Origin of the sequence: Pseudoalteromonas sp. ECSMB14103, assembly GCF_000813065.1 — a bacterium.
In the GTDB taxonomy this organism is placed as follows: domain Bacteria; phylum Pseudomonadota; class Gammaproteobacteria; order Enterobacterales; family Alteromonadaceae; genus Pseudoalteromonas; species Pseudoalteromonas marina.
Map to the genome: position 1 here is coordinate 245,623 of NZ_JWGY01000001.1, position 19,989 is coordinate 265,611.

Sequence of the window (19,989 nt, forward strand, 5' to 3'; positions counted from 1 at the left end):
ATAAATTAACTGCGCGTTTTTTATAACAGCTTTTAAATTTATATTAACAGCCAAGTGGCGGTGCCTAAAAAGGCAAAAATACCCACAATATCTGTCACTGTTGTTAGCACTACACTGCCTGCAAGTGCAGGGTCTATATTCATTTTTTTAAGTAAAATTGGAATACTTGCACCAGCAACCCCTGCCACAACTAAGTTCATAAACATGGCAAAAGCGAGTACGCCGCCGAGCATAAAGTCCCACTGCCAAAGTGCAATAACACCCGCTATCAACAATGACCACAAAATGCCATTGAGTGCTCCAATAGCGAGTTCTTTCATCATTAAAAAGCGTTGGTTGGTTTGATTTATATGACCAACAGCTATACCACGAATAACAAGTGTGAGTGATTGACTACCAGCAACACCGCCCATAGAAGGAACAATGCCATTAAGCACTGCTAATATGGGTAAAATATCGAGTGTGCTTTCAAAAAAACTGGCTACAAAGGCGGCCGCAAGCGCAGTTAATAAGTTAACTCCTAACCATACTGAGCGTTTTTTAGAGCTTTTTAAGACAGGGGCAAAGGTATCTTCTTCATCATCAAGGCCCGCCAAACTCAGTAAACTATGTTCGGCGTCTTCACGAATTACGTCAACAATATCATCGATCGTGACACGACCAAGTAGCTGATCGTTGTCATCAACAACTGGGGCCGAGATCCAATTATGGCGCTCAAACAGTTGTGCGACTTCACTTTCATCCATTGAAATTGGAATTGACTCACATTCTTCATCCATTAAATCGCGAACAATTTTTTCTGGTGGATTAGTTAGCAATGTACTCAGCGATAAAGCACCAATAAAGCAGTTATGTTTATCAACCACATACAGGTCATCAGTGCCTTCAGGTAACTCTCCGCGAAGTCGAATATAACGTAGTACGACATCAATGGTCACATCCGGGCGAATAGTTACCGTATCGGTGTTCATGAGTGCACCTGCAGAACGCTCTTGATAAGATAGCGCTTGTGTTGCGCGTTCTCTATCTTGGGTGTCCATGGCGCTAACAACGTCTTGGTAAACGGTGTCAGGCAAACTACGTAATACTTCACCTAGGTCATCGTGACCCATGTCTTCAGTGGCAGCAGCAATGTGCTCAGGCTCCATTTGGGCAATAATACCCAGGCGCACGTCTTCTGATAATTCTTCGAGTACATCACCTTGAACATCAGGATCAACTAACTGCCATAGCAAGCGACGAATTTTGTGTGGAGATGATTCTAATAATAACGCAGTATCACATGGCGCTGTTTTTGCGAGCATGCGCCTAACTTGAACAAACTGACCACTATTAAGTGACTTGGTCACTTGTTTTAGTTGTTGTAGTGGGTAGTCTTGTTCAAAAGCTTCGGGCATTGGCGTCCTTTATTTATACTGTAACTGTTACCTAATGGGTGGGGGAGTACGACCTAGCAGCCAGTTATTTTGATTATAGTTATTTTATTTAAATGTTAAAAATTAACGTTACTCTTGTTCGTTAAATCGTTGCGAAATAAGTTCTCCAATTGCATTTAAAGCTTGCTCTGCATCAGGCCCTTCACATACCACTTTAACTTCTTTACCTTGGCTACTTTCAAGTAGCATCAGTGCTAATACACTGTCACCAGCAGCTTCTTTATCATCTTGAAACAAGGTGATTGAAGCATCAAATTTTACAGCGAGTTGGGCTAATACAGTCGCGGCTCTGGCATGCAGTCCTAATTTATTTTGTATTAAAAAAGTGTCTTCTATACGCATACATTACTCTATCAAAGCTGAACAGGTTATTAGTTTTGTAAAATTACTTTTCTTGTTCTCTGTGACGTATTTTTACATTGGGATGCGTAACTGCAAAGCTTTCGCCAATTGTTTGCGCTAAATATACAGAGCGATGTTGCCCGCCAGTACAGCCAATCGCAATAGTTAAATAGCTTCTGTTATTTCGCTCTAGGTGTGGTAGCCATGTTTGTACAAAGGTTTGTATTTGCCATGTAAATTTTTGAACTATGCTGTGGCTAGCCAAATAATCTTTTACTGGTTGGTCTAGGCCATTGAGTGGTTTTAGTTCAGGCTCCCAGTGCGGGTTAGGTAAAAAACGTGCATCAAATACGTAATCTGCCTCTTTAGGAATGCCATGTTTAAAACCAAATGATTCAAATGTAACAATCAGCTGCTTATCTTTTTTACCTAATATTTTTTCGCGAATTGATTCAGCAAGTTGATGAACGCTTAGCTCACTGGTATCGATCATGTAATCGGCGCGCGTAATTAGCACATCGAGAAGTTCTTTTTCTTTTTTTATGGCTAAATCAAGCGGAAGTGAATCTATTGATAAAGGGTGTAAGCGTCTGGTTTCAGAAAAGCGCTTAATAAGGGTTTGATCTTCACTGTCTAAGTAGAACAGCGTTGGTTTTGTAAAACCCGGTAAGTATTCGATGATGTGATTAAATTCATCTTGCTCTTTTGGTAAATTTCGCACATCTATACTAACGGCAATTTTATCGTAGTTATCAGAAACGCTTCTAATTAAAGAAGGTAATAAATTTACTGGAATGTTATCTACGCAATAATAACCTAGATCTTCAACAACGCGCAAAGCAACCGACTTACCAGAACCAGAACGGCCACTTATGATAATCAACTCCATTAATCACCCTTTAAATTTGTTACGATTGGTCAACAATAATTTGATACAACTCAGCATCCGATTTAGCACAGCGAAGCTGCTTACAAAATTCTTTATTTTTTAGTTTATCAGCTATCGTTGCTAGCGTCTTTAAATGCTGTTGGTTATCGCCTTCAGGTACGATGAGTGCAACAAAAATATCAACAGGGCGGTTGTCTATAGCATCAAAATTAATCGGTGTTTCACTTACTAACACCAATGCTAAAGGTTCTTGTGCGCCGCTCATTCGGCCATGTGGAATAGCAATACCTCTGCCTATCCCTGTGCTGCCTAGCTTTTCGCGGGTTAATAAAGCGCCCAAAATATCCTGTTGAGATAAATACGGAAATTTATCGTGAGCCAGCTCGCTAATAAACTCTAAAATTCTTTTTTTACTATTAAAAAGGACCGCAGCTTTACTGCAGTCCTGGCATATAAGTGAACTTAATTTCATCATATTAGTGTCGAGCAAGCTTCTCTTTGTGTTTAATTACTTGACGGTCAAGCTTGTCAATCAATGAATCAATAGCTGCATACATATCTTGATGTTCAGTGGATGCGAATAATTCAGCACCACTTACATGAATAGTTGCTTCTGCTTTTTGATTTAGTTTTTCTATATCAAGAATGACATGAACATTATTAATATGATCAGAGTGCCTTTCTAGCTTCGCAAATTTGGTATTTATATAGTCTCTTAATGAATCAGTTAGTTCTACATGACGACCAGTTAAATTTAGTTGCATAAGCATTACCCTCTTTGTTTAGCGTCTTAGATCAGGCTCTTTCGCTGATTTGACGGTGGAATAGCCAGAGATTCGCGATATTTTGCGATTGTACGTCTCGCTACTTTAATTCCTTGCTCAGCCAATATATCCGCAATTTTGCTATCACTCAATGGTTTTGCTGAGTTTTCTGCTGCGATTAATTTTTTAATAAGTGCACGTATTGCCGTAGATGAACATTCTCCACCATTTTCGGTACTTACGTGGCTTGAGAAAAAGTATTTAAGCTCAAATATTCCACGCGGTGTGTGCATATACTTTTGCGTAGTTACGCGCGAAATTGTTGATTCGTGCATTTCTACCATTTCGGCAACATCATTTAAAACCATCGGTTTCATGGCTTCTGGGCCGTGTTCAAAAAAGCCCTGTTGTTGTTTAACAATACAGTTAGTTACTTTTAAAAGTGTATCATTTCTACTTTCTAAGCTTTTTATAAACCATTTAGCTTCTTGTAAATGTGAGCGAATAAATTGACTGTCGCCGCTTGATTTAACTGTACGCGACATCGCTGCATATTGGCTGTTTACACGAATTTTTGGCATGCTGTCTGGGTTTAACTCTACAATCCAGCGGCCTTTAATTTTTTTAACTGACACATCAGGTATTACATACTCAGACTCTTCTCGTACTATTGTGTCTGCAGGCTTAGGGTTGAGCGTATGAATAAGTGTCATTACTTCTTTAAGCTCATCTTCTTTGAGCTTCGTTTTTTTCATTAATGTACGGTAGTCACGAGCAGCTAACAAATCAATGTGCTCGGTTAAAATCATTTTTGTTTCATCAATAAAAGGCGTGCCTTTATCAAATTGATTTAACTGAATACACAAACACTCTTGTAAGCTACGTGCCGCAATACCCACTGGGTCAAATAGCTGAATGCGCTTTAATACCGCTTCTATTTCGTCAAGTTCAACCTCAACGTCATCATCGTTATCTTGATTAAAGCTCTCTAAAATCTCTTCGCAACTGAGTGTCAGTATGCCTGAATCATCCACCGCTTCTACAATAGCAATAGCAATGGCTTCATCTGTAGGGCTAAATGGCGTTAATTGTAATTGCCACATTAAGTATTCGTGAAGCGTTTCAGTTGATGCGCCCTGATATATAGACTCATCTTCAGGCATTGGTCCTGAAGATGATGCAGGGGCTGCACTCATGTACTCATCCCAGCTAACGTCCATTGCCATGTCGTCACTTACAGTATCTTTAGCAAGCGCTTCACCACTGTCTTGTTCATACTCGCTAGGGGCTTCATCTGCAGATACGGTTACTGTAACTTCATCGTTATCTGCTTTTTGCTCATTTTTGCCCGCAAGATCATCGGCATAGTCTTGCTCCTCAACCTCAAGTAATGGGTTGCTGTCGAGCGCTTCTTGTATTTCTTGCTGAAGATCCAATGTGCTTAATTGCAGCAAGCGAATAGCTTGTTGCAACTGAGGTGTCATTGTAAGTTGCTGGCCCATGCGCAGCTGTAGTGATTGCCTCATGTATCTCTAACAATCCTTTTAAGTTGTTATAGTTAATACTAGCAGATGCTTATAAATAAGGCGTAAATGTTACAGCCTAAATTGCTCGCCTAAATATACATCGCGTACAGTTTTATCATTTAATACGTGTTCAGGGGTACCAGAAGCAATCAGTTCCCCATGAGAAACAATGTAGGCTTTTTCGCAAACATCAAGGGTTTCTCTTACATTGTGGTCTGTTATTAATACGCCAATCCCACGGTTTTTCAGGTGTTCAATAATTTTTTTAATATCTAATACTGAGATAGGGTCAACACCGGCAAATGGTTCGTCTAGCAAAATAAACTTTGGATCTGCGGCTAAAGCACGTGCAATCTCTACTCGGCGACGTTCTCCGCCCGATAATGCCATACCTTTGCTATCGCGAATGTGTTGAATGCTAAATTCATCTAATAGATTATTCAATGTATCTTCTCTGGCTTGTTTAGTGAGCTCCTTTCGAGTTTCTAAAATAGCCATTAAGTTTTGATACACTGTTAATTTTCTGAATATAGACGACTCTTGTGGTAAGTAGCCTATGCCTAATCTAGCACGACTGTGCATAGGTAAAAGCGTAATATCGTTATCATCGATAGATATTTTGCCTTTGTCGCTAGGGACTAAGCCTACAATCATGTAAAAGGTTGTTGTTTTACCTGCGCCGTTTGGCCCAAGCAAGCCTACAATACTGCCAGCTTTAACTTCTAAGCCCACATTTTTTACAACTTCACGGCCTTTGTAGCTTTTGGCTAGTAGCTCTGCTTTTAATGTACTCATGGTTGGCCTTTGTCATTTTTTTTAGGCTCCACAGGCACTAAGATAGTGTGTACACGGTCAGTTGAGCTTTCATCTTTTTCGGCGCTAATAAGCTGCTGTTCTATATCGTAGGTAATGCTTTTAGCATTCATTTTTTGCCCAGCTTGAGATATCTCTGCATCTCCAATTAATGTTAAAAAACGCGTTGAAACATCGTATCTAACTTCATTAGCGCTGGCGCGCATTATTGTGCCGTCGGCTTGTTTTTCTTCAAAATAAGCAGGCTTACCTGTAGCTATTAACAATTGCTTGTTGTCGCCTAGCTCATCGCGCTTGTGAACCTCAAGGCGGTCTGCGGTAATTTTTCTGTCGCCATGAATAATTTCAACATTTTTTTCGAAGATACCTACGTTTTCTTTTAGTTGACCCTCTTGTTTATCCGCACTAATCGAAATTTGATTTGCAGAAATTGGCGCTGTTGGTTCAGCGGCATTAGTACCTAATGCAAGTAAAAATGTTGGAATAATAAAGAGTGTTGATAGTTTATTGGTCATAATAAATAGTTCGCGTATGGTTAATTAATTTTATCACTTCGGTTTTTAAATCGGCTTCTAAGCCTTTACCGGTGATTTTTAAATTGGGCCCTGTAACAATGACAGGCTGCTCTGATTGCATCGTTAGTAATTTTATATCTACCTGAATGTTATCAGCATTAATTTTATCTATCATTGCGTTATCAGTTAAATTACTAGCAACAACGTTACCTTCTAATATTAATTGTCTGCCTTCGTACAATGTTGCTTCATTAGCGTTAATTCGCCATGTTTGCTTGTTGTTGTATAGCGTAAAAATAGGTTTATCAAAAAAGGTAAACCCTAATTCTTGATATAGCTCCATTCGCGCTGCCGTTACTTTATGGCTGATTTTCCCATTTTCGTCATACGCTGTTTGTTTTAGCTCTATGGCTGTGTAATCTGGCTTTGCAATTATGTCTGCTTCGGTTTGTTGTGGTAAATTTACTTGTGTAAAATAAGGGTACCAAAGCCAAACCATACAGCTGATGAATAAAACGCTTAATATTATGCGCGCTGCATTCATGAACTAGTCCCTTTTGTGGTCAAAGGTTTGTTATTTTCAAGCATTAGCAGGTCGGTTAGTTCTCTCACTGCACCAAAGCCACCTGGCATTTGTGTTGTATAATGTGCTAAACGTTTTATTAGCGGATGTGCGTCATTTACTGCAACAGAAAACCCTACTAACTCCATCACTGGCATGTCTGGGCCATCATCGCCAATGTAGGCAATTTGCTCATCATTTAAATTGAGCTTTGTTTTTAGTTCTTCGTAAGCGAGTAATTTATTTTCTTGGCCTTGGTATATATGTTGTACTGTTAAGCTTGTCATACGCTGTTGTACTATTTTTGAGTGGCGTCCTGTAATTACCGCAACTTCAAAGCCACTATTAATTAGCGCTTTAATGCCAAAGCCATCTTTTGTATTAAATGCTTTGAGCTCTTCGCCTTGGTTACCCAAATAAATGCGACCATCAGAAAACACACCATCAATATCACAAATAAGTAGCTTTACTTTTTTTGCACGTGCTTTTGCGTCTTCACTCAATGGTTGATAGAGCTCTTCAAATTGCATTTATAATACTCCTGCTTTTAGTAAGTCTTGCATATTTAATGCACCAATAGGGTGGTTTTGCTCATTAACGATGATTAAACCATTAATACGCTTTTGCTCCATAATATTAAGTGCTTCAGCGGCCAAAATATCTTGCGTTGCCGTTGTGCAGGACTTGGTCATTACAACATCTATTTGTGTTGTATGTATATCAATTCGTTGTTCTAAAATACGACGTAAATCACCGTCGGTAAAGAGCCCTACAAGTTGTTGCTGAGAATCAACTATGGCTGTCATGCCTAAGCCTTTTGCCGACATTTCTATCAGTGCATCTTTTATAGTTTGAGTAACGTTAATAATAGGTGTGTTTTTACCGCTATGCATGACATCTTTTAGGGTCAGCAGTAAACGTTTACCTAAACTGCCGCCGGGGTGAGATAGCGCAAAGTCATCAGCTGTAAAACCGCGAGCTTCTAACAGTGCAACCGCCATGGCATCGCCCATTGCAAGTGTTGCTGTTGTGCTTGCTGTAGGGGCTAAGCCTAACGAACAGGCTTCTTTTTGTACTTTTATGCAAATATGTACGTTTGCAAGCGTTGCCATTGTTGAGCTAGCGTTGCCTGTCATGGCTATCATTTTTGCGCCGAGGCGTTTCAAAACGGGAATTATATTGAGGACTTCGCTTGTTTCACCAGAATTAGAAATTAGCATAACCACATCATTTTTAGTGATCATACCTAAGTCGCCATGGCTTGCCTCACCTGGGTGTACAAAAAATGCAGGGCTGCCAGTACTTGCTAATGTCGCCGCTATTTTATTGCCAATATGACCCGATTTTCCCATGCCTATAACAATAGTTCGGCCTTGGCAGTCGTATATTAACTGACATGCTTGATGAAAATTTTCATCCACATATTGTGCAATATCACTCAATGCTTGGCGCTCTATGTCTAATACACGTAGGCCTTGTTTAATAAAATTTAGCGTTGCCATTACTTACCCTACTTGACTGAAAATATACCCTTGGTAGCCTAAAAAAGCGATTAATAATAAGCCGCCCTCTACTCTATTGATGCGCTGAGCACCTCTAAAGTTCAATGACATGATAATAAGCGCAACCGTGGCACCAATCATAATAAGTATGTCGCGGTTAGCAACAGACGGGTCAATAACAGAAGGGTTAATAATGCCTGCGAAAGGCAGCACGGCAAGAATATTAAAAATATTAGAGCCAACAATATTACCCAGTGCTAAGTCATCTTCATTTTTAAGAACCCCTGCTATTGAAGCTGCAAGCTCGGGCAAGCTAGTACCTATTGCAATAATTGTTAAGCCAATGACTAAATCGCTTAGGCCAAAATATTTTGCAATATCGACCGCTGAATCTATTAAAAAATGTGCACTGACAGGGAGTAATACCATACCAATAACTAACCAAATGACTGCTTTTTTTGTTGGTACGTCATTGGGTACTTCATCACATGCTTCTGATACAAATGGGTCTGTTTGATTTTTAGCACGTAGCGAAACAATAATCAGCCCACCAATAAAGACGACAAAACCAATTAATAAGGCAACGCCTTCAGCAAGCGAAAAGTAGTTATCTGAAAAAATATACCAAGTAGCTAGAGATACGATAAGCACTAATGGGATTTCACGTTTTAATGTACTTGAAGAAACGCTAAGAGGCCTAAATAAAGCGGTAATACCTAATACCAGTAAAATATTTGTGATATTTGAGCCAATTGCGTTACCTACCGCTGTGTCTGTTTTTCCAGCCAATGCAGCAGAGGCTGACACCATCATTTCAGGTGCTGATGAGCCCATGGCAACAACAGTCAAACCAACAATTAAGGTTGGTACGCCAAAGTTTTTAGCCAGTGCGGCCGCACCATAAACAAACCTGTCAGCACTCCAAACTAGGGCTGCAAAACCAAGAATCAAAATAACAAACGAGGTAACCATTGTATTAAGCCAGTTATTCAAAATAGGAATGGCGCGAATAGTAACAAATGCCACGATGAAAGTATAAATAAAAGAGTAAGGTCAACTACGTAGACTAATTCATTTTACTAAATTAATTAGTCGGGGCTGTTAGGCTTTCAGTATTAAAGTTTTGCTGATGTATGGGGAATAACTACACCACCAGGTACTAACTTGCCAAAATTCTAAATGGGTTGCTGAAAATTTAACCTTAATAGGTAATAGACCTCAGTTTAAGTGTTGGTTAAGTGAAGATGAGTGAGTCTTAATGTGTGTTTTAAACGTACATTACAAAATCTTACGAATTGTTTTTTCCATATTGGATCAAAAAGATTTAAAATAGGGGCACTAGTGAACATTTTTATGGAGAGCGACTTGTCGCAATCAATAGTAGAAGTCAAGGATGTTAGCTTTTCCAGGGGCGATAGGGTCATATATAAAAATATGAGCTTTAGTGTGCCTAAAGGCAAAATCACTGCGATTATGGGGCCAAGCGGTATTGGTAAAACCACCATGTTGCGTTTAATTGGTGGCCAATTAAAACCTGATTCGGGTGATATTTTATTTGAAGGTGGCAGTATTCCTTCCATGACGCGTTCAGAATTATACGAAGCGCGTACAAAAATGAGCATGCTATTTCAAAGTGGTGCCTTGTTTACCGACATGTCTGTGTTTGACAATATTGCTTTTCCGATTCGTGAGCACACAAAACTAAGTGAAGATCTTATTCGTTTAGTGGTGTTAATGAAGTTGCAGGCTGTGGGTTTACGCGGTGCTAAAGATTTAATGCCCTCAGAGTTATCAGGTGGGATGGCAAGGCGTGCTGCTCTTGCTCGCGCAATAGCGCTCGATCCAGAGCTCATCATGTATGACGAACCGTTTGCTGGCCAAGATCCTATCTCAATGGGCGTGCTTGTAAAGTTAATTAAATCGCTCAATCAAGTATTAGGTTTATCGTCTTTAATTGTGACCCATGATGTAACTGAAGTAATGAGTATTGCCGATCACGTTATTATTATTGCCGATCAGGGCGTAATAGGCTCAGGTACGCCAGATGAAATGCGCAATCATGAATCTGAGCTAGTTCAGCAATTTTTAAAAGGTTTGTCTGATGGTCCTGTGCCATTTCATTTCCCTGCGCAAGCCTATGCAGATGAGTTGCTTGGAGAAAAAGCCTAATGTTGGATTTGTTTCAAAAGTTAGGGCATAAAACTCTGGGTCGCTTTGCTGCCCTTGGTCGCTCAGCTTACATGTTGTTCAGCGCACTCGCGCATGTTCCTAATTTTAAAAAAGGCACTCCGCTGCTTGTTCGCCAGCTTTATATGGTGGGTTCGCAGTCGCTGCTTATTATAATGGTATCAGGCTTGTTTATCGGTATGGTACTCGCATTGCAAGGCTACACCGTATTAGTAGGGTATGGTGCTGAAGATAGCTTAGGGCCACTTGTAGCACTGAGTTTATTACGTGAGCTAGGCCCTGTAGTTACCGCGCTATTATTTGCTGGGCGTGCAGGTAGTGCACTTACCGCAGAAATAGGTCTCATGAAAGCCACCGAACAATTATCATCATTAGAGATGATGGCAATTGATCCACTCAAACGTATTATTGCACCTCGCTTTTGGGCTGGTTTTATTAGCATGCCTTTACTTGCAATTATATTCTCTGCCGTTGCAATTATAGGGGCTCATTTAGTCGGGGTTGATTGGTTAGGTGTAGATACCGGTAGTTTTTGGTCAATTATGCAATCGCAAGTGTCGTTTCAGGCAGATGTACTAAACGGCATAATTAAAAGCTTTGTATTTGCAATAGTGGTTACTTGGATTGCACTTTACAAAGGCTATGACTGTGTTCCAACGTCGGAAGGGATCAGCAAAGCAACTACCGAGACAGTTGTACACTCGTCATTGGCCGTTTTAGGTTTCGACTTTATTTTGACAGCGGTAATGTTTACCAGCTAATTAGGGTATAAATAATGAATTCACGGAAATTAGAAATTTTAGTTGGCTTTTTTGTAGCGCTTGGCATTTTAGCTTTTGCTATGTTAGCGCTTAAAGTAGCGAATGCAGGTATTAGTGGCTCAGGCGAAACTTATTCACTCAATGCAAAGTTTGAAAATATTGGCTCATTAAAAGCACGAGCCCCCATCAAAGTAGGTGGTGTGGTAATTGGTCGCGTTGAGTCAATTTATGTTCATCCAAAAGAGTTTTTACCTGTGGTTGATATGACTATTGATGCGCAATACTTATGTCGTTTTTCAGATACAAGCTCTATATCCATACTTACATCGGGTATTTTAGGCGAGCAATACTTAGGTATAAATCCTGTTATTGCCTCCAGTTCAGCTGAACAGCGCTGTTTAGGTGAAACAGTAACCAACAATGAACAAGATACAGCAATTGATGATTTATTTGGCGTAGAAAGTAAGGCGTTAGGGAATGGGGATTCAATTATTGATACCAAGTCTGCCATTGTGTTAGAAGAATTAATTGGGCAGTTTTTATTCAACCAAGGTAGTGAGTAATTATTATGTTGAAAAAGTATTTAGCTATTATAACGCTTAGCGCATTAAGCCTAATGCAAACGGTGAGTGCTGCAGAAGTAAAGTTAGACGATCCAAATAAAATGGTGCGCAAGGTATCAGAGCATACATTTGACCGAATCAAAAAAGATCAACCATTGATTGTTAAAGATCAAGAGTATCTTCGCGTTATCGTTGAAGAAGAGTTGATGCCCTATATTGATTATAAATACGCAGCACTGCGTGTTTTAGGAAGTGAAGTATCTAAGGTACGAGCAATCACAGATGATGCTGAAAAAGCACAAGCAATTAAAGACATTCAGCGCTTTATTGGCGTGTTTAGAGAGTATTTAGTTGCTACGTATGCAGGTGTATTTACTCAATATACTAACCAACACGTTGAATTTGGTGCACCGCAACCATTTAAAGGTCAGGATGTGGTTGTAGTTAAAACAAAAATTATTGAAGATGGTAAGCCAGATATTCGCATTGATTTTAAAGTTCGTGAAGATCGCAGTGGTCAGTGGCGTGCATACGACATGATTGCTGAAGGCATAAGCTTGTTAGATGCTAAGCAAAGTGAGCTACAAGGCATTTTGCGTCAGCAAGGTATTGACAAAGTAAGTGACCTTTTAGAGCAAAAAAGTAAGCTTCCAGTTCAATTTAGAGGCAGCAGCTCGAATGACTAAATTGGCGATAAGCCAAATTGATGATCAACAGTTTCGAGCGAGCGGCGAGCTCTCTCGAAATTCAATTGGCGATGAACAACTTCTGAACAAGCAGCTACAAACTAAGCATAAAACCATCTATTTTGACCTAAGTGGGGTGTCAAGGGTTGACACAGCCGGCTTAGCTTGGTTAATTCACTCTTTTGCAGAATTAAAGCAGCAAGGTATTCGCCTTGAATTGCAAAATCCACCTGAGCAATTGCAAAATTTAATGCAATTGGGTCAAGTTACAACCCTATTTGAGTGAGAGTTATGGAAACTAGCCAAGTCGAAACATTATTACGCGAAGAACTTCAATTAGCAGAAGTTCATGTAAAAGCCAATGGAAGCCATTATGAAGTTGTTGCCGTGGGTGAGTGCTTCGACGGTTTAAGCCGAGTTAAAAAGCAACAGCTAGTATATGGTCCACTAATGAATACTATTTCAGACGGTACTATTCATGCAGTTTCTATTCGTGCTTTTACACCGACTGAGTGGAAACGCGAACAAAAATTTATTTTACCGCAATAAATAGGGCCTCCTAATGGATCAATTTGTAATTCAAGGTGGCACTTCACTTGCTGGTGAGGTGACTATTTCTGGTGCTAAAAACGCGGCACTGCCTATTTTATTTGCCTCACTTTTGGCCGACGGTAAAAGCACATTTACCAATGTGCCACGCTTACGCGATATTGTAACTACTGAAGCTTTGCTAAAAACATTAGGTGCAGATGTAAATTGGCAGGGTGACACCCTCGTCATAGATGGTGCAACTGTTGATAAAACGTTGGCCCCATACGATTTAGTAAAGCAAATGCGCGCGTCTGTATTAGCATTAGGGCCTTTAGTTGCTCGCTTTGGTGAGGCACAAGTTTCATTGCCAGGCGGCTGTGCTATTGGTGCTCGCCCTGTTGATATTCACATTCAAGGCATGGAACGTTTAGGTGCGCAAATTAGTGTTGAAAATGGCTATATCAATGCAAAAGTGGATGGTCGCCTTAAAGGCGCTGAGATCTTTATGGAGATGGTCAGTGTAGGCGCAACCGAGAACTTGTTGATGGCAGCAGCGCTGGCCGATGGTAAAACAGTACTTGAAAACGCAGCCCGTGAACCTGAAATTACCGATTTAGCAAATTGCTTGATTGCAATGGGTGCTAAAATTACAGGCGCAGGGACGAGCCGTATTGAAATTGAAGGCGTAGAACGCTTATCCGGTTGTGAACATAAAATTTTACCGGATCGTATTGAAACAGGTACGTTCTTAGTTGCTGCAGCAATGGCTGGCGGTGAAGTATTGTGTAAAAACACAGACTTTCATTCACTTGAACCGGTTATTGAAAAACTGCGCGCGACAAATGCCTTACTTGAAGTGAAAGACGATTCTATTTATCTGGATATGCGTGGTCGTGAGCTTAAAGCGGTGAATGTTAAAACAGCCCCGCATCCAGGGTTCCCAACCGATATGCAAGCTCAGTTTACTGCACTTAATGTAGTGGCTAATGGCAGCGCGACAATTACAGAAACTATTTTTGAGAACCGTTTCATGCATGTGCCTGAGTTACAGCGCATGGGCGCAAACATTCGTTTAGAAGGCAACACAGCAATATGTGGTGAGACTAAAAGTCTTTCTGGCGCTCAAGTTATGGCTACGGATTTACGAGCATCAGCAAGCTTAATCCTTACAGGGATTGTAGCGCAAGGTGAAACAGTTGTTGATCGTATTTATCACGTTGATAGAGGGTATCAGCGTATTGAGGATAAACTCAGCGCGCTAGGCGCTAACATAAAGCGTAAAGCAAGCTAACACGTTTAAATGATGGTCGGTGTGATTACACCGACCTTTCTTTATTTAGAGTTTGGTTTCAAGCTCAGCCACAGTAACCATTATTTTTTCGATTTTTCCATCTCTATACAATTCAAACTCTATTTCTTTACCTGGTTCAGTATTGCCAATTTTTTCGAGTACCTTTTGTGGATTAGCCACTGAAAGCCCTGCAATTTTTATTACAATATCTTGTTCTTCAATGCCTGCTTGCCACGCAGGCCCTAATGGGTCTAAATTTGTAATACGCATGCCGGTCACAGGGGTTAAGTTGTCATTAACCTCTTTGCCTGTACTGTCTACAGCTGTGCCTTCAAAGCCTAAGTAACCACGCACTACACGACCATGGCGAATTAGCTTAGCCATGACTTCCTTCGCTAGGGTGTAGGGGACAGCAAAAAAGATGCCTTGAATGTTTAAGTTTTCGCGGGTTTTAAATTGCGCTGAAGTAATACCTACTAAATCACCATTTGAATTAACGAGTGCACCACCGGAATTTCCTACATTAATTGCTGCATCCATTTGCAGTAGGTTATTAAACGGGCTATCGGTGATTTTTTGTTTACCTGTGGCACTAATAATCCCTTGTGTGATTGTTTGTCCTAGATTAAGTGGGTTGCCAATCGCTAATACAACATCTCCCACGCTAGTCGTATAGTCATCGTTTACGGGTATAACAGGAAGGTGTTCTGCATTTATTTTAAGTAGTGCTAGATCTGTAATTGTATCAAAGCCTATCAGCTGAACATCAAAAAAACGTCGGCCGTCAGTTAAAATCACCATGATGACATCAGCATTATTAACAACGTGATAATTAGTAAGTATGTAGCCATCTGGCGACATAATAACGCCAGAGCCTAACTCCTGAACGGTGTTTTTTCTTTTGTAGCGGGGCTCCTTGGAAATACTTTCAGAAAAAATAGTAACGACTGACGGGGCTGCGCGCTTTACTGCATCAGAAAAGCTTAAGTGGCTTGCACTCATTGCACTAGGGATAGGAACATTAGGCAGCAGCGCTGCTCTCATATTTGGGCTGAAAAAAACCACCAAAAAAGCAATACTGAGACCTGCAAATAGAGGAGGGAGGACAAATTTAATGAATTTCAGCACAAGTTTCTTATTATTAAAGGAGCAATCCCTTTATGATGGCACAAAAAAAATAACAGCGGCAAGTGCCACTGTTATTTTTATTACACATATACTGCGATTAATTACTGAATTAGGATAAATATAGACTCACGTCCACGTTTAACGCCTAGTACAATATTACCTTTCGTATTTTCGATGATTTTATTCATATCGCGAATTGTCTCAACACGTTGGCGGTTCACTTGAACTATCATGTCACCTTCTTCTAGGCCTACCCGTGCAGAAGGAGAGCGAGGATCGACAGAAGTAATTTCAATCCCCTTTGCGTTATTTTTCTGAACATTTTCTAATTCAGCCCCTTGAAATGCGGGGTGCAGTTCTTCGCCAACCGCTTTAACACCAGATGCACCGTCGAGTGTGACTTTGAGCGTTTTTATTTTTCCATCTCGGTAAATACTGAGCTTTATTTCTCTGCCTTCACCTAATGTAGCAATTTTACTTCGCAGTTCATGGAAGCCGCTTATATCGCTGCCATTAATGCTTACAATAACATCCCCGGCTTTTATGCCTGCTTTACTTGCAGCAGTATCATCCATTACCTGCATTACATAAGCACCTTGTTTAACATCAAGCTGTTGTGCTTTGGCTAAGCCCGCATCAAGTGGACGACCCGATATGCCTAGCGAGCCACGGCGTACTTCACCATGCTCAATAATCTGATCAACCAAGTTTTTCATCATGTTAGAAGGAATAGCAAAACCAATTCCAACGTTACCACCAGATGCACCTAAAATAGCGGTGTTAATGCCAATTAGTTCTCCATTTAAATTCACTAAAGCACCGCCGGAATTACCTTGGTTAATTGCGGCGTCTGTTTGAATGAAATCTTCGTAACCTTCAATGTTTAAACCACTGCGTCCAAGGGCACTAACAATGCCTGAGGTGACGGTGTGGCTTAAGCCAAACGGGTTGCCTATAGCAACTGCAAAATCACCGACTCGTAATTGGTCTGAGTTAGCAAGTTTGATTTCTGTCAGGTCATCAGCGTCTATTTGTAGTAGTGCAATGTCAGACTCTTTATCTGTACCAATTTTAGTAGCTTCAAATTCACGTCCATCTTCGAGTGTAACGATCATTTTTTCAGCATCTTGGATCACGTGATTATTAGTAACCACATAACCTTCATCTGCATCGATAATCACACCTGAACCCAAACCACTAAATTGGCGCTTTTGGCTGCGAGGTTGTTGCTGGCCAAAAAAGAACTCAAGTGGATCGGCGCGGCGGCGAACCTCTTTAGAGCCCGAAACCTGAATACTCACAACACCAGGGGAGATTTGTTCAAGCATAGGTGCAAGAGTCGGTAGCTGTTGCCCATTAACTGCTATTGGTAACTTTGCGTAAGACGCTACCGGGCTCATTAATAAGCTTGTAGATAAAATAGCAGCACTGATAAGTGATAATTTCATTTTCATAGTCAAGGTTTACTCCACTTAGGAAAAACAAAAATTAAAAAAGGCTGCATAAGCAGCCTTTTTTTAGTTTGTTAGTAAGATAAAACAACAAAGCTGTTATATCTAAAGACTATGGGGTCAAAAAAAAGTTCATCAAGATGCTTTAGAGCGGTCCTGTACTTTATTTTCACCAGCAAATAAACCAGACTCACCTGACACAAAGTCTGCCGGTTGCGCCTCTGCTGAAGAGCGATCAGAACGACGCTCTTTTAAAGATGCTTGTAATTGCTCTGTTGTTTCTTTTGAAAAGTAAGGGGCTGCTGGTTCTTTATTTCTATCTTCTAACAGTAATTGATTAGTTTCTTCTACATGACTCAAGAGCTGGTTGTAGTTATCTTTCATTTTATTTACAAGCTTGCTGGTGCTTGCTAAATGGTCAGCTACGTCTTGGCGGTATTGCTCAAGTTCGCTTTGCGCTTGTTCCGCTTGCTCTTTTAACTCATCTTGTTTGAACTGTTTTTTAGTAACAAATGCACCAATAAAAAATGCTATAACCGCAACAATAACGATTAAACCTACCCATATAACTGTGCCCATAAACTACCCCTTTGGGAAAATAACGAAAGAATGCTGATTCATTTATAAATCATATTAAGTGTAATATACCCCGAGTTATGATGCGTGTTAATATGCTTTACAAATTAAACTGCGTTTTGACTGAAAATACATATGACTCCTTGGCAAACATATCAACAAGATTTAAAACGAGATGACTTTGTACACGACGCAGCACAAGAAAATGCTGTGCGCCACTTGCAACGTTTATACGATGACCTCACGCAAGCAAAACCAAAATCAACAGGTTTTTTCGCTAATTTATTTGGTAAAAATGAACCAGAATCTATAAAAGGCTTGTATTTTTGGGGAGGAGTTGGGCGTGGAAAAACGTATTTAGTTGATACTTTTTATGAGGCATTACCAAGTGATCGAAAAATGCGCGTGCATTTTCACCGTTTCATGCACCGTGTGCATGATGAATTAAAAAAACTAAATAACACGACCAATCCGTTGGAAAAAGTAGCGGATATATTTAAATCAGAAACAGACATCATTTGTTTTGATGAATTCTTTGTGCAAGACATAACGGATGCCATGTTACTGGGTGGTTTAATGGAAGCGCTTTTTGCTCGTGGAATTGTTTTAGTCGCTACCTCTAATATTGTGCCTGACGATTTATATAGAAATGGCCTACAGCGGGCTCGTTTTATGCCTGCCATTGAACTGGTAAAACTCAATACTGAAATAGTGAATGTAGATTCGGGTATTGACTATCGACTGAGAACCTTAGAACAGGCTGAGATTTTTCACAGCCCGCTTGATGAACAAGCGGATAAAAATCTATTTGAATATTTTGATAAGTTGTCTGCTGAACCGGGTCAACTCGATCACCCTATAGAAATAGAAGGGCGCTTAATAAAAACGCGCAAAGTAGCTCAAAGTGTCGTGCTATTCGAATTTAGTGAATTGTGTGAGACTGCACGTAGCCAAGTTGATTACATGGAAATTAGCCGTTTATATAACACGGTAATTATCTCTAATGTAAAACAGCTTGGCCAAAGTAATGACGATGCAGCAAGGCGCTTCATTGCTCTAGTGGATGAATTTTACGAACGCCACGTGACGCTAATTATTTCAGCAGAAAAACCGATTACCGAACTTTACACCCAAGGTAACTTAAATTTTGAATTTAAACGCTGCATAAGCCGTTTACAAGAAATGCAGTCGTTAGAGTATTTGGCAAGAGAACATTTAGCTTAATAAAAATTAGAATGCCGGTCGTTTTGCGCTCTCAACACTTATTTGTAAATAGCGATAATTTTCTTGTGGGAAAAACAACCGATCGGTAGCAATGTGGTTTAAGTGCTGGTATACTCCCGCGTCTGCCACGTTGCGTTCTATGCCTTCATATAGTTTAGCCACTAATGAGCGGCGCAAAAGTCTAAAACTCGAAGGGGTTATAGCAAACTTAGAGCAGTAGTTAATATTAACTACTTGTGGTTTTAATTGAAAAACATTGGATTTTTATAAATGAAAACGTTTGTTGCTAAACCAGAAACAGTAAAACGTGACTGGTACGTAGTTGACGCTGAAGGTAAAACTTTAGGTCGCATCGCTACTGAAATCGCTCATCGCCTACGCGGTAAGCACAAAGCTGAATACACTCCACACGTAGATACTGGTGATTACATCATCGTTATCAACGCTGAGAAAGTTACTGTAACTGGTAACAAATTCAAAGATAAAGTGTACTACGCTCACTCTGGTTTTCCAGGTGGCCTTAAGTCTACTACTTTTGATAAACTTCAAGCTGCAAAGCCTGAAATGATCATCGAAAAAGCAGTTAAAGGCATGTTGCCACGTGGTCCTTTAGGCCGCGCTATGTACCGTAAACTTAAAGTTTACGCAGGTACTGAGCATAACCATGCTGCACAACAGCCTCAGGTTCTAGACATTTAAGGAGCACTATCATGGCAAATCAATACTACGGTACAGGTCGTCGTAAAAGTTCAAGTGCTCGCGTATTCTTACGCCCAGGCACTGGTAACATCGTAATCAACAAGCGCTCTTTAGAAGAGTACTTTGGTCGCGAAACAGCACGCATGGTTGTTCATCAAGCTCTTGAGCTTGTTGATATGACTGAAAAATTTGACCTTTTCATCACCGTTTCTGGTGGTGGTACAACTGGTCAAGCTGGTGCTATCCGTCACGGTATCACTCGTGCACTTATGGAGTTTGACGAGTCACTACGTCCACAACTTCGTAAAGCAGGTTTCGTTACTCGTGATGCACGTAAAGTTGAACGTAAGAAAGTGGGTCTTAAGAAAGCGCGTAAGCGTCCACAGTTCTCAAAACGTTAATCTATACGTTATCAAGAATTCAAAAACCCAGCTTATGCTGGGTTTTTTGTTATTGGCGATAAATTTCTTCTGATTCCTTTGAGCTTTAAAAAATTGTTAGCCTAAGCTGTAATTGCAAATTACTGTTTATGATGATCACACA

25 protein-coding genes are annotated in these 19,989 nt (G+C 40.2%); 10 read left to right on the forward strand and 15 right to left on the reverse strand.

The window, feature by feature from the left end:
* Positions 1-38: 38 nt before the first annotated feature.
* From mgtE to RF53_RS01130, 12 genes are all read right to left on the reverse strand, one after another.
* A complete protein-coding gene (mgtE, locus tag RF53_RS01075; protein ID WP_006792092.1) occupies positions 39-1,397 on the reverse strand; it encodes a magnesium transporter in 1,359 nt (452 codons plus the stop codon).
* Between the two features lie 108 nt (positions 1,398-1,505).
* Positions 1,506-1,778 carry an HPr family phosphocarrier protein gene (locus tag RF53_RS01080; RefSeq protein ID WP_006792093.1) on the reverse strand — a complete coding sequence of 91 codons (273 nt, stop codon included), beginning with the start codon at positions 1,776-1,778 and terminating at the stop codon, positions 1,506-1,508.
* 43 nt (positions 1,779-1,821) lie between these two features.
* Complete coding sequence (gene rapZ, locus RF53_RS01085) at positions 1,822-2,667, reverse strand: RNase adapter RapZ (protein ID WP_039036368.1); 846 nt, start codon at positions 2,665-2,667, stop codon at positions 1,822-1,824.
* Between the two features lie 19 nt (positions 2,668-2,686).
* Complete coding sequence (ptsN, locus tag RF53_RS01090) at positions 2,687-3,139, reverse strand: PTS IIA-like nitrogen regulatory protein PtsN (protein ID WP_039036786.1); 453 nt, start codon at positions 3,137-3,139, stop codon at positions 2,687-2,689.
* A 4-nt stretch (positions 3,140-3,143) separates the two neighbouring features.
* Complete coding sequence (gene hpf, locus RF53_RS01095) at positions 3,144-3,431, reverse strand: ribosome hibernation promoting factor (RefSeq protein ID WP_006792096.1); 288 nt, start codon at positions 3,429-3,431, stop codon at positions 3,144-3,146.
* A gap of 26 nt (positions 3,432-3,457) precedes the next feature.
* Positions 3,458-4,957 carry an RNA polymerase factor sigma-54 gene (locus tag RF53_RS01100; protein WP_006792097.1) on the reverse strand — a complete coding sequence of 500 codons (1,500 nt, stop codon included), beginning with the start codon at positions 4,955-4,957 and terminating at the stop codon, positions 3,458-3,460.
* Positions 4,958-5,026: 69 nt separating this feature from the next.
* Positions 5,027-5,752, reverse strand: coding sequence for an LPS export ABC transporter ATP-binding protein (gene lptB / locus RF53_RS01105; protein WP_006792098.1), 726 nt, complete (start codon positions 5,750-5,752; stop codon positions 5,027-5,029).
* On the reverse strand, positions 5,749-6,285 hold the full coding sequence (gene lptA / locus RF53_RS01110; protein WP_039036369.1) for a lipopolysaccharide transport periplasmic protein LptA: 537 nt from the start codon (positions 6,283-6,285) through the stop codon (positions 5,749-5,751). The genes lptB and lptA overlap by 4 nt, the downstream gene beginning before the upstream one ends.
* Positions 6,275-6,829 (reverse strand): LPS export ABC transporter periplasmic protein LptC, encoded by a 555-nt coding sequence (gene lptC / locus RF53_RS01115; RefSeq protein WP_006792100.1) that lies wholly within the window; start codon positions 6,827-6,829, stop codon positions 6,275-6,277. Before lptC ends, lptA begins: the two co-directional genes overlap by 11 nt.
* The gene (gene kdsC / locus RF53_RS01120; protein WP_039036370.1) at positions 6,826-7,377 is read right to left on the reverse strand and encodes a 3-deoxy-manno-octulosonate-8-phosphatase KdsC; all 552 of its coding nucleotides are present in this window, start codon (positions 7,375-7,377) and stop codon (positions 6,826-6,828) included. The genes lptC and kdsC overlap by 4 nt, the downstream gene beginning before the upstream one ends.
* Positions 7,378-8,349, reverse strand: a complete 972-nt coding sequence (locus RF53_RS01125; RefSeq protein ID WP_039036371.1) for a KpsF/GutQ family sugar-phosphate isomerase — start codon at positions 8,347-8,349, stop codon at positions 7,378-7,380.
* Between the two features lie 3 nt (positions 8,350-8,352).
* A complete protein-coding gene (locus tag RF53_RS01130; protein WP_033019047.1) occupies positions 8,353-9,321 on the reverse strand; it encodes a calcium/sodium antiporter in 969 nt (322 codons plus the stop codon).
* Positions 9,322-9,702: 381 nt separating this feature from the next.
* On the opposite strand from RF53_RS01130, the gene RF53_RS01135 reads away from it, so the two are divergent.
* From RF53_RS01135 to murA, 7 genes are read left to right on the forward strand one after another with little or no spacing between them, the layout of a single operon-like run.
* Entirely contained in the window at positions 9,703-10,518 is an 816-nt protein-coding gene (locus tag RF53_RS01135; protein WP_074210176.1) for an ATP-binding cassette domain-containing protein, read from the forward strand.
* Positions 10,518-11,297, forward strand: coding sequence for a lipid asymmetry maintenance ABC transporter permease subunit MlaE (mlaE, locus tag RF53_RS01140; RefSeq protein ID WP_006792105.1), 780 nt, complete (start codon positions 10,518-10,520; stop codon positions 11,295-11,297). Before RF53_RS01135 ends, mlaE begins: the two co-directional genes overlap by 1 nt.
* A gap of 14 nt (positions 11,298-11,311) precedes the next feature.
* Complete coding sequence (mlaD, locus tag RF53_RS01145) at positions 11,312-11,860, forward strand: outer membrane lipid asymmetry maintenance protein MlaD (RefSeq protein WP_006792106.1); 549 nt, start codon at positions 11,312-11,314, stop codon at positions 11,858-11,860.
* 5 nt (positions 11,861-11,865) lie between these two features.
* On the forward strand, positions 11,866-12,546 hold the full coding sequence (locus RF53_RS01150) for an MlaC/ttg2D family ABC transporter substrate-binding protein (protein WP_010555664.1): 681 nt from the start codon (positions 11,866-11,868) through the stop codon (positions 12,544-12,546).
* A complete protein-coding gene (locus RF53_RS01155; RefSeq protein ID WP_006792108.1) occupies positions 12,539-12,832 on the forward strand; it encodes an STAS domain-containing protein in 294 nt (97 codons plus the stop codon). Before RF53_RS01150 ends, RF53_RS01155 begins: the two co-directional genes overlap by 8 nt.
* Positions 12,833-12,837: 5 nt before the next feature.
* Positions 12,838-13,095, forward strand: a complete 258-nt coding sequence (locus RF53_RS01160; RefSeq protein WP_006792109.1) for a BolA family protein — start codon at positions 12,838-12,840, stop codon at positions 13,093-13,095.
* Positions 13,096-13,108: 13 nt separating this feature from the next.
* Entirely contained in the window at positions 13,109-14,368 is a 1,260-nt protein-coding gene (murA, locus tag RF53_RS01165; RefSeq protein ID WP_006792110.1) for a UDP-N-acetylglucosamine 1-carboxyvinyltransferase, read from the forward strand.
* Positions 14,369-14,413: 45 nt separating this feature from the next.
* Here the strand turns inward: murA and RF53_RS01170 are convergent, their stop codons facing one another.
* The 3 genes from RF53_RS01170 to RF53_RS01180 all read right to left on the reverse strand — a co-directional run bounded on the left by RF53_RS01170 (position 14,414) and on the right by RF53_RS01180 (position 17,526).
* Complete coding sequence (locus RF53_RS01170; RefSeq protein WP_039036372.1) at positions 14,414-15,496, reverse strand: trypsin-like peptidase domain-containing protein; 1,083 nt, start codon at positions 15,494-15,496, stop codon at positions 14,414-14,416.
* A 101-nt stretch (positions 15,497-15,597) separates the two neighbouring features.
* A complete protein-coding gene (locus RF53_RS01175) occupies positions 15,598-16,950 on the reverse strand; it encodes a Do family serine endopeptidase (RefSeq protein WP_008130320.1) in 1,353 nt (450 codons plus the stop codon).
* A 132-nt stretch (positions 16,951-17,082) separates the two neighbouring features.
* Positions 17,083-17,526 (reverse strand): YhcB family protein, encoded by a 444-nt coding sequence (locus RF53_RS01180; RefSeq protein ID WP_008130322.1) that lies wholly within the window; start codon positions 17,524-17,526, stop codon positions 17,083-17,085.
* A 132-nt stretch (positions 17,527-17,658) separates the two neighbouring features.
* Here RF53_RS01180 and zapE point away from each other — a divergent pair, with 132 nt between their 5' ends.
* From zapE to rpsI, 3 genes are all read left to right on the forward strand, one after another.
* Positions 17,659-18,747: a cell division protein ZapE gene (zapE, locus tag RF53_RS01185; RefSeq protein ID WP_039036373.1), complete on the forward strand. Its 1,089-nt coding sequence runs from the start codon at positions 17,659-17,661 to the stop codon at positions 18,745-18,747.
* Positions 18,748-19,017: 270 nt separating this feature from the next.
* A complete protein-coding gene (gene rplM, locus RF53_RS01190; RefSeq protein WP_002957960.1) occupies positions 19,018-19,446 on the forward strand; it encodes a 50S ribosomal protein L13 in 429 nt (142 codons plus the stop codon).
* Positions 19,447-19,454: 8 nt separating this feature from the next.
* On the forward strand, positions 19,455-19,847 hold the full coding sequence (gene rpsI, locus RF53_RS01195; RefSeq protein ID WP_086007041.1) for a 30S ribosomal protein S9: 393 nt from the start codon (positions 19,455-19,457) through the stop codon (positions 19,845-19,847).
* Positions 19,848-19,989: the final 142 nt, after the last annotated feature.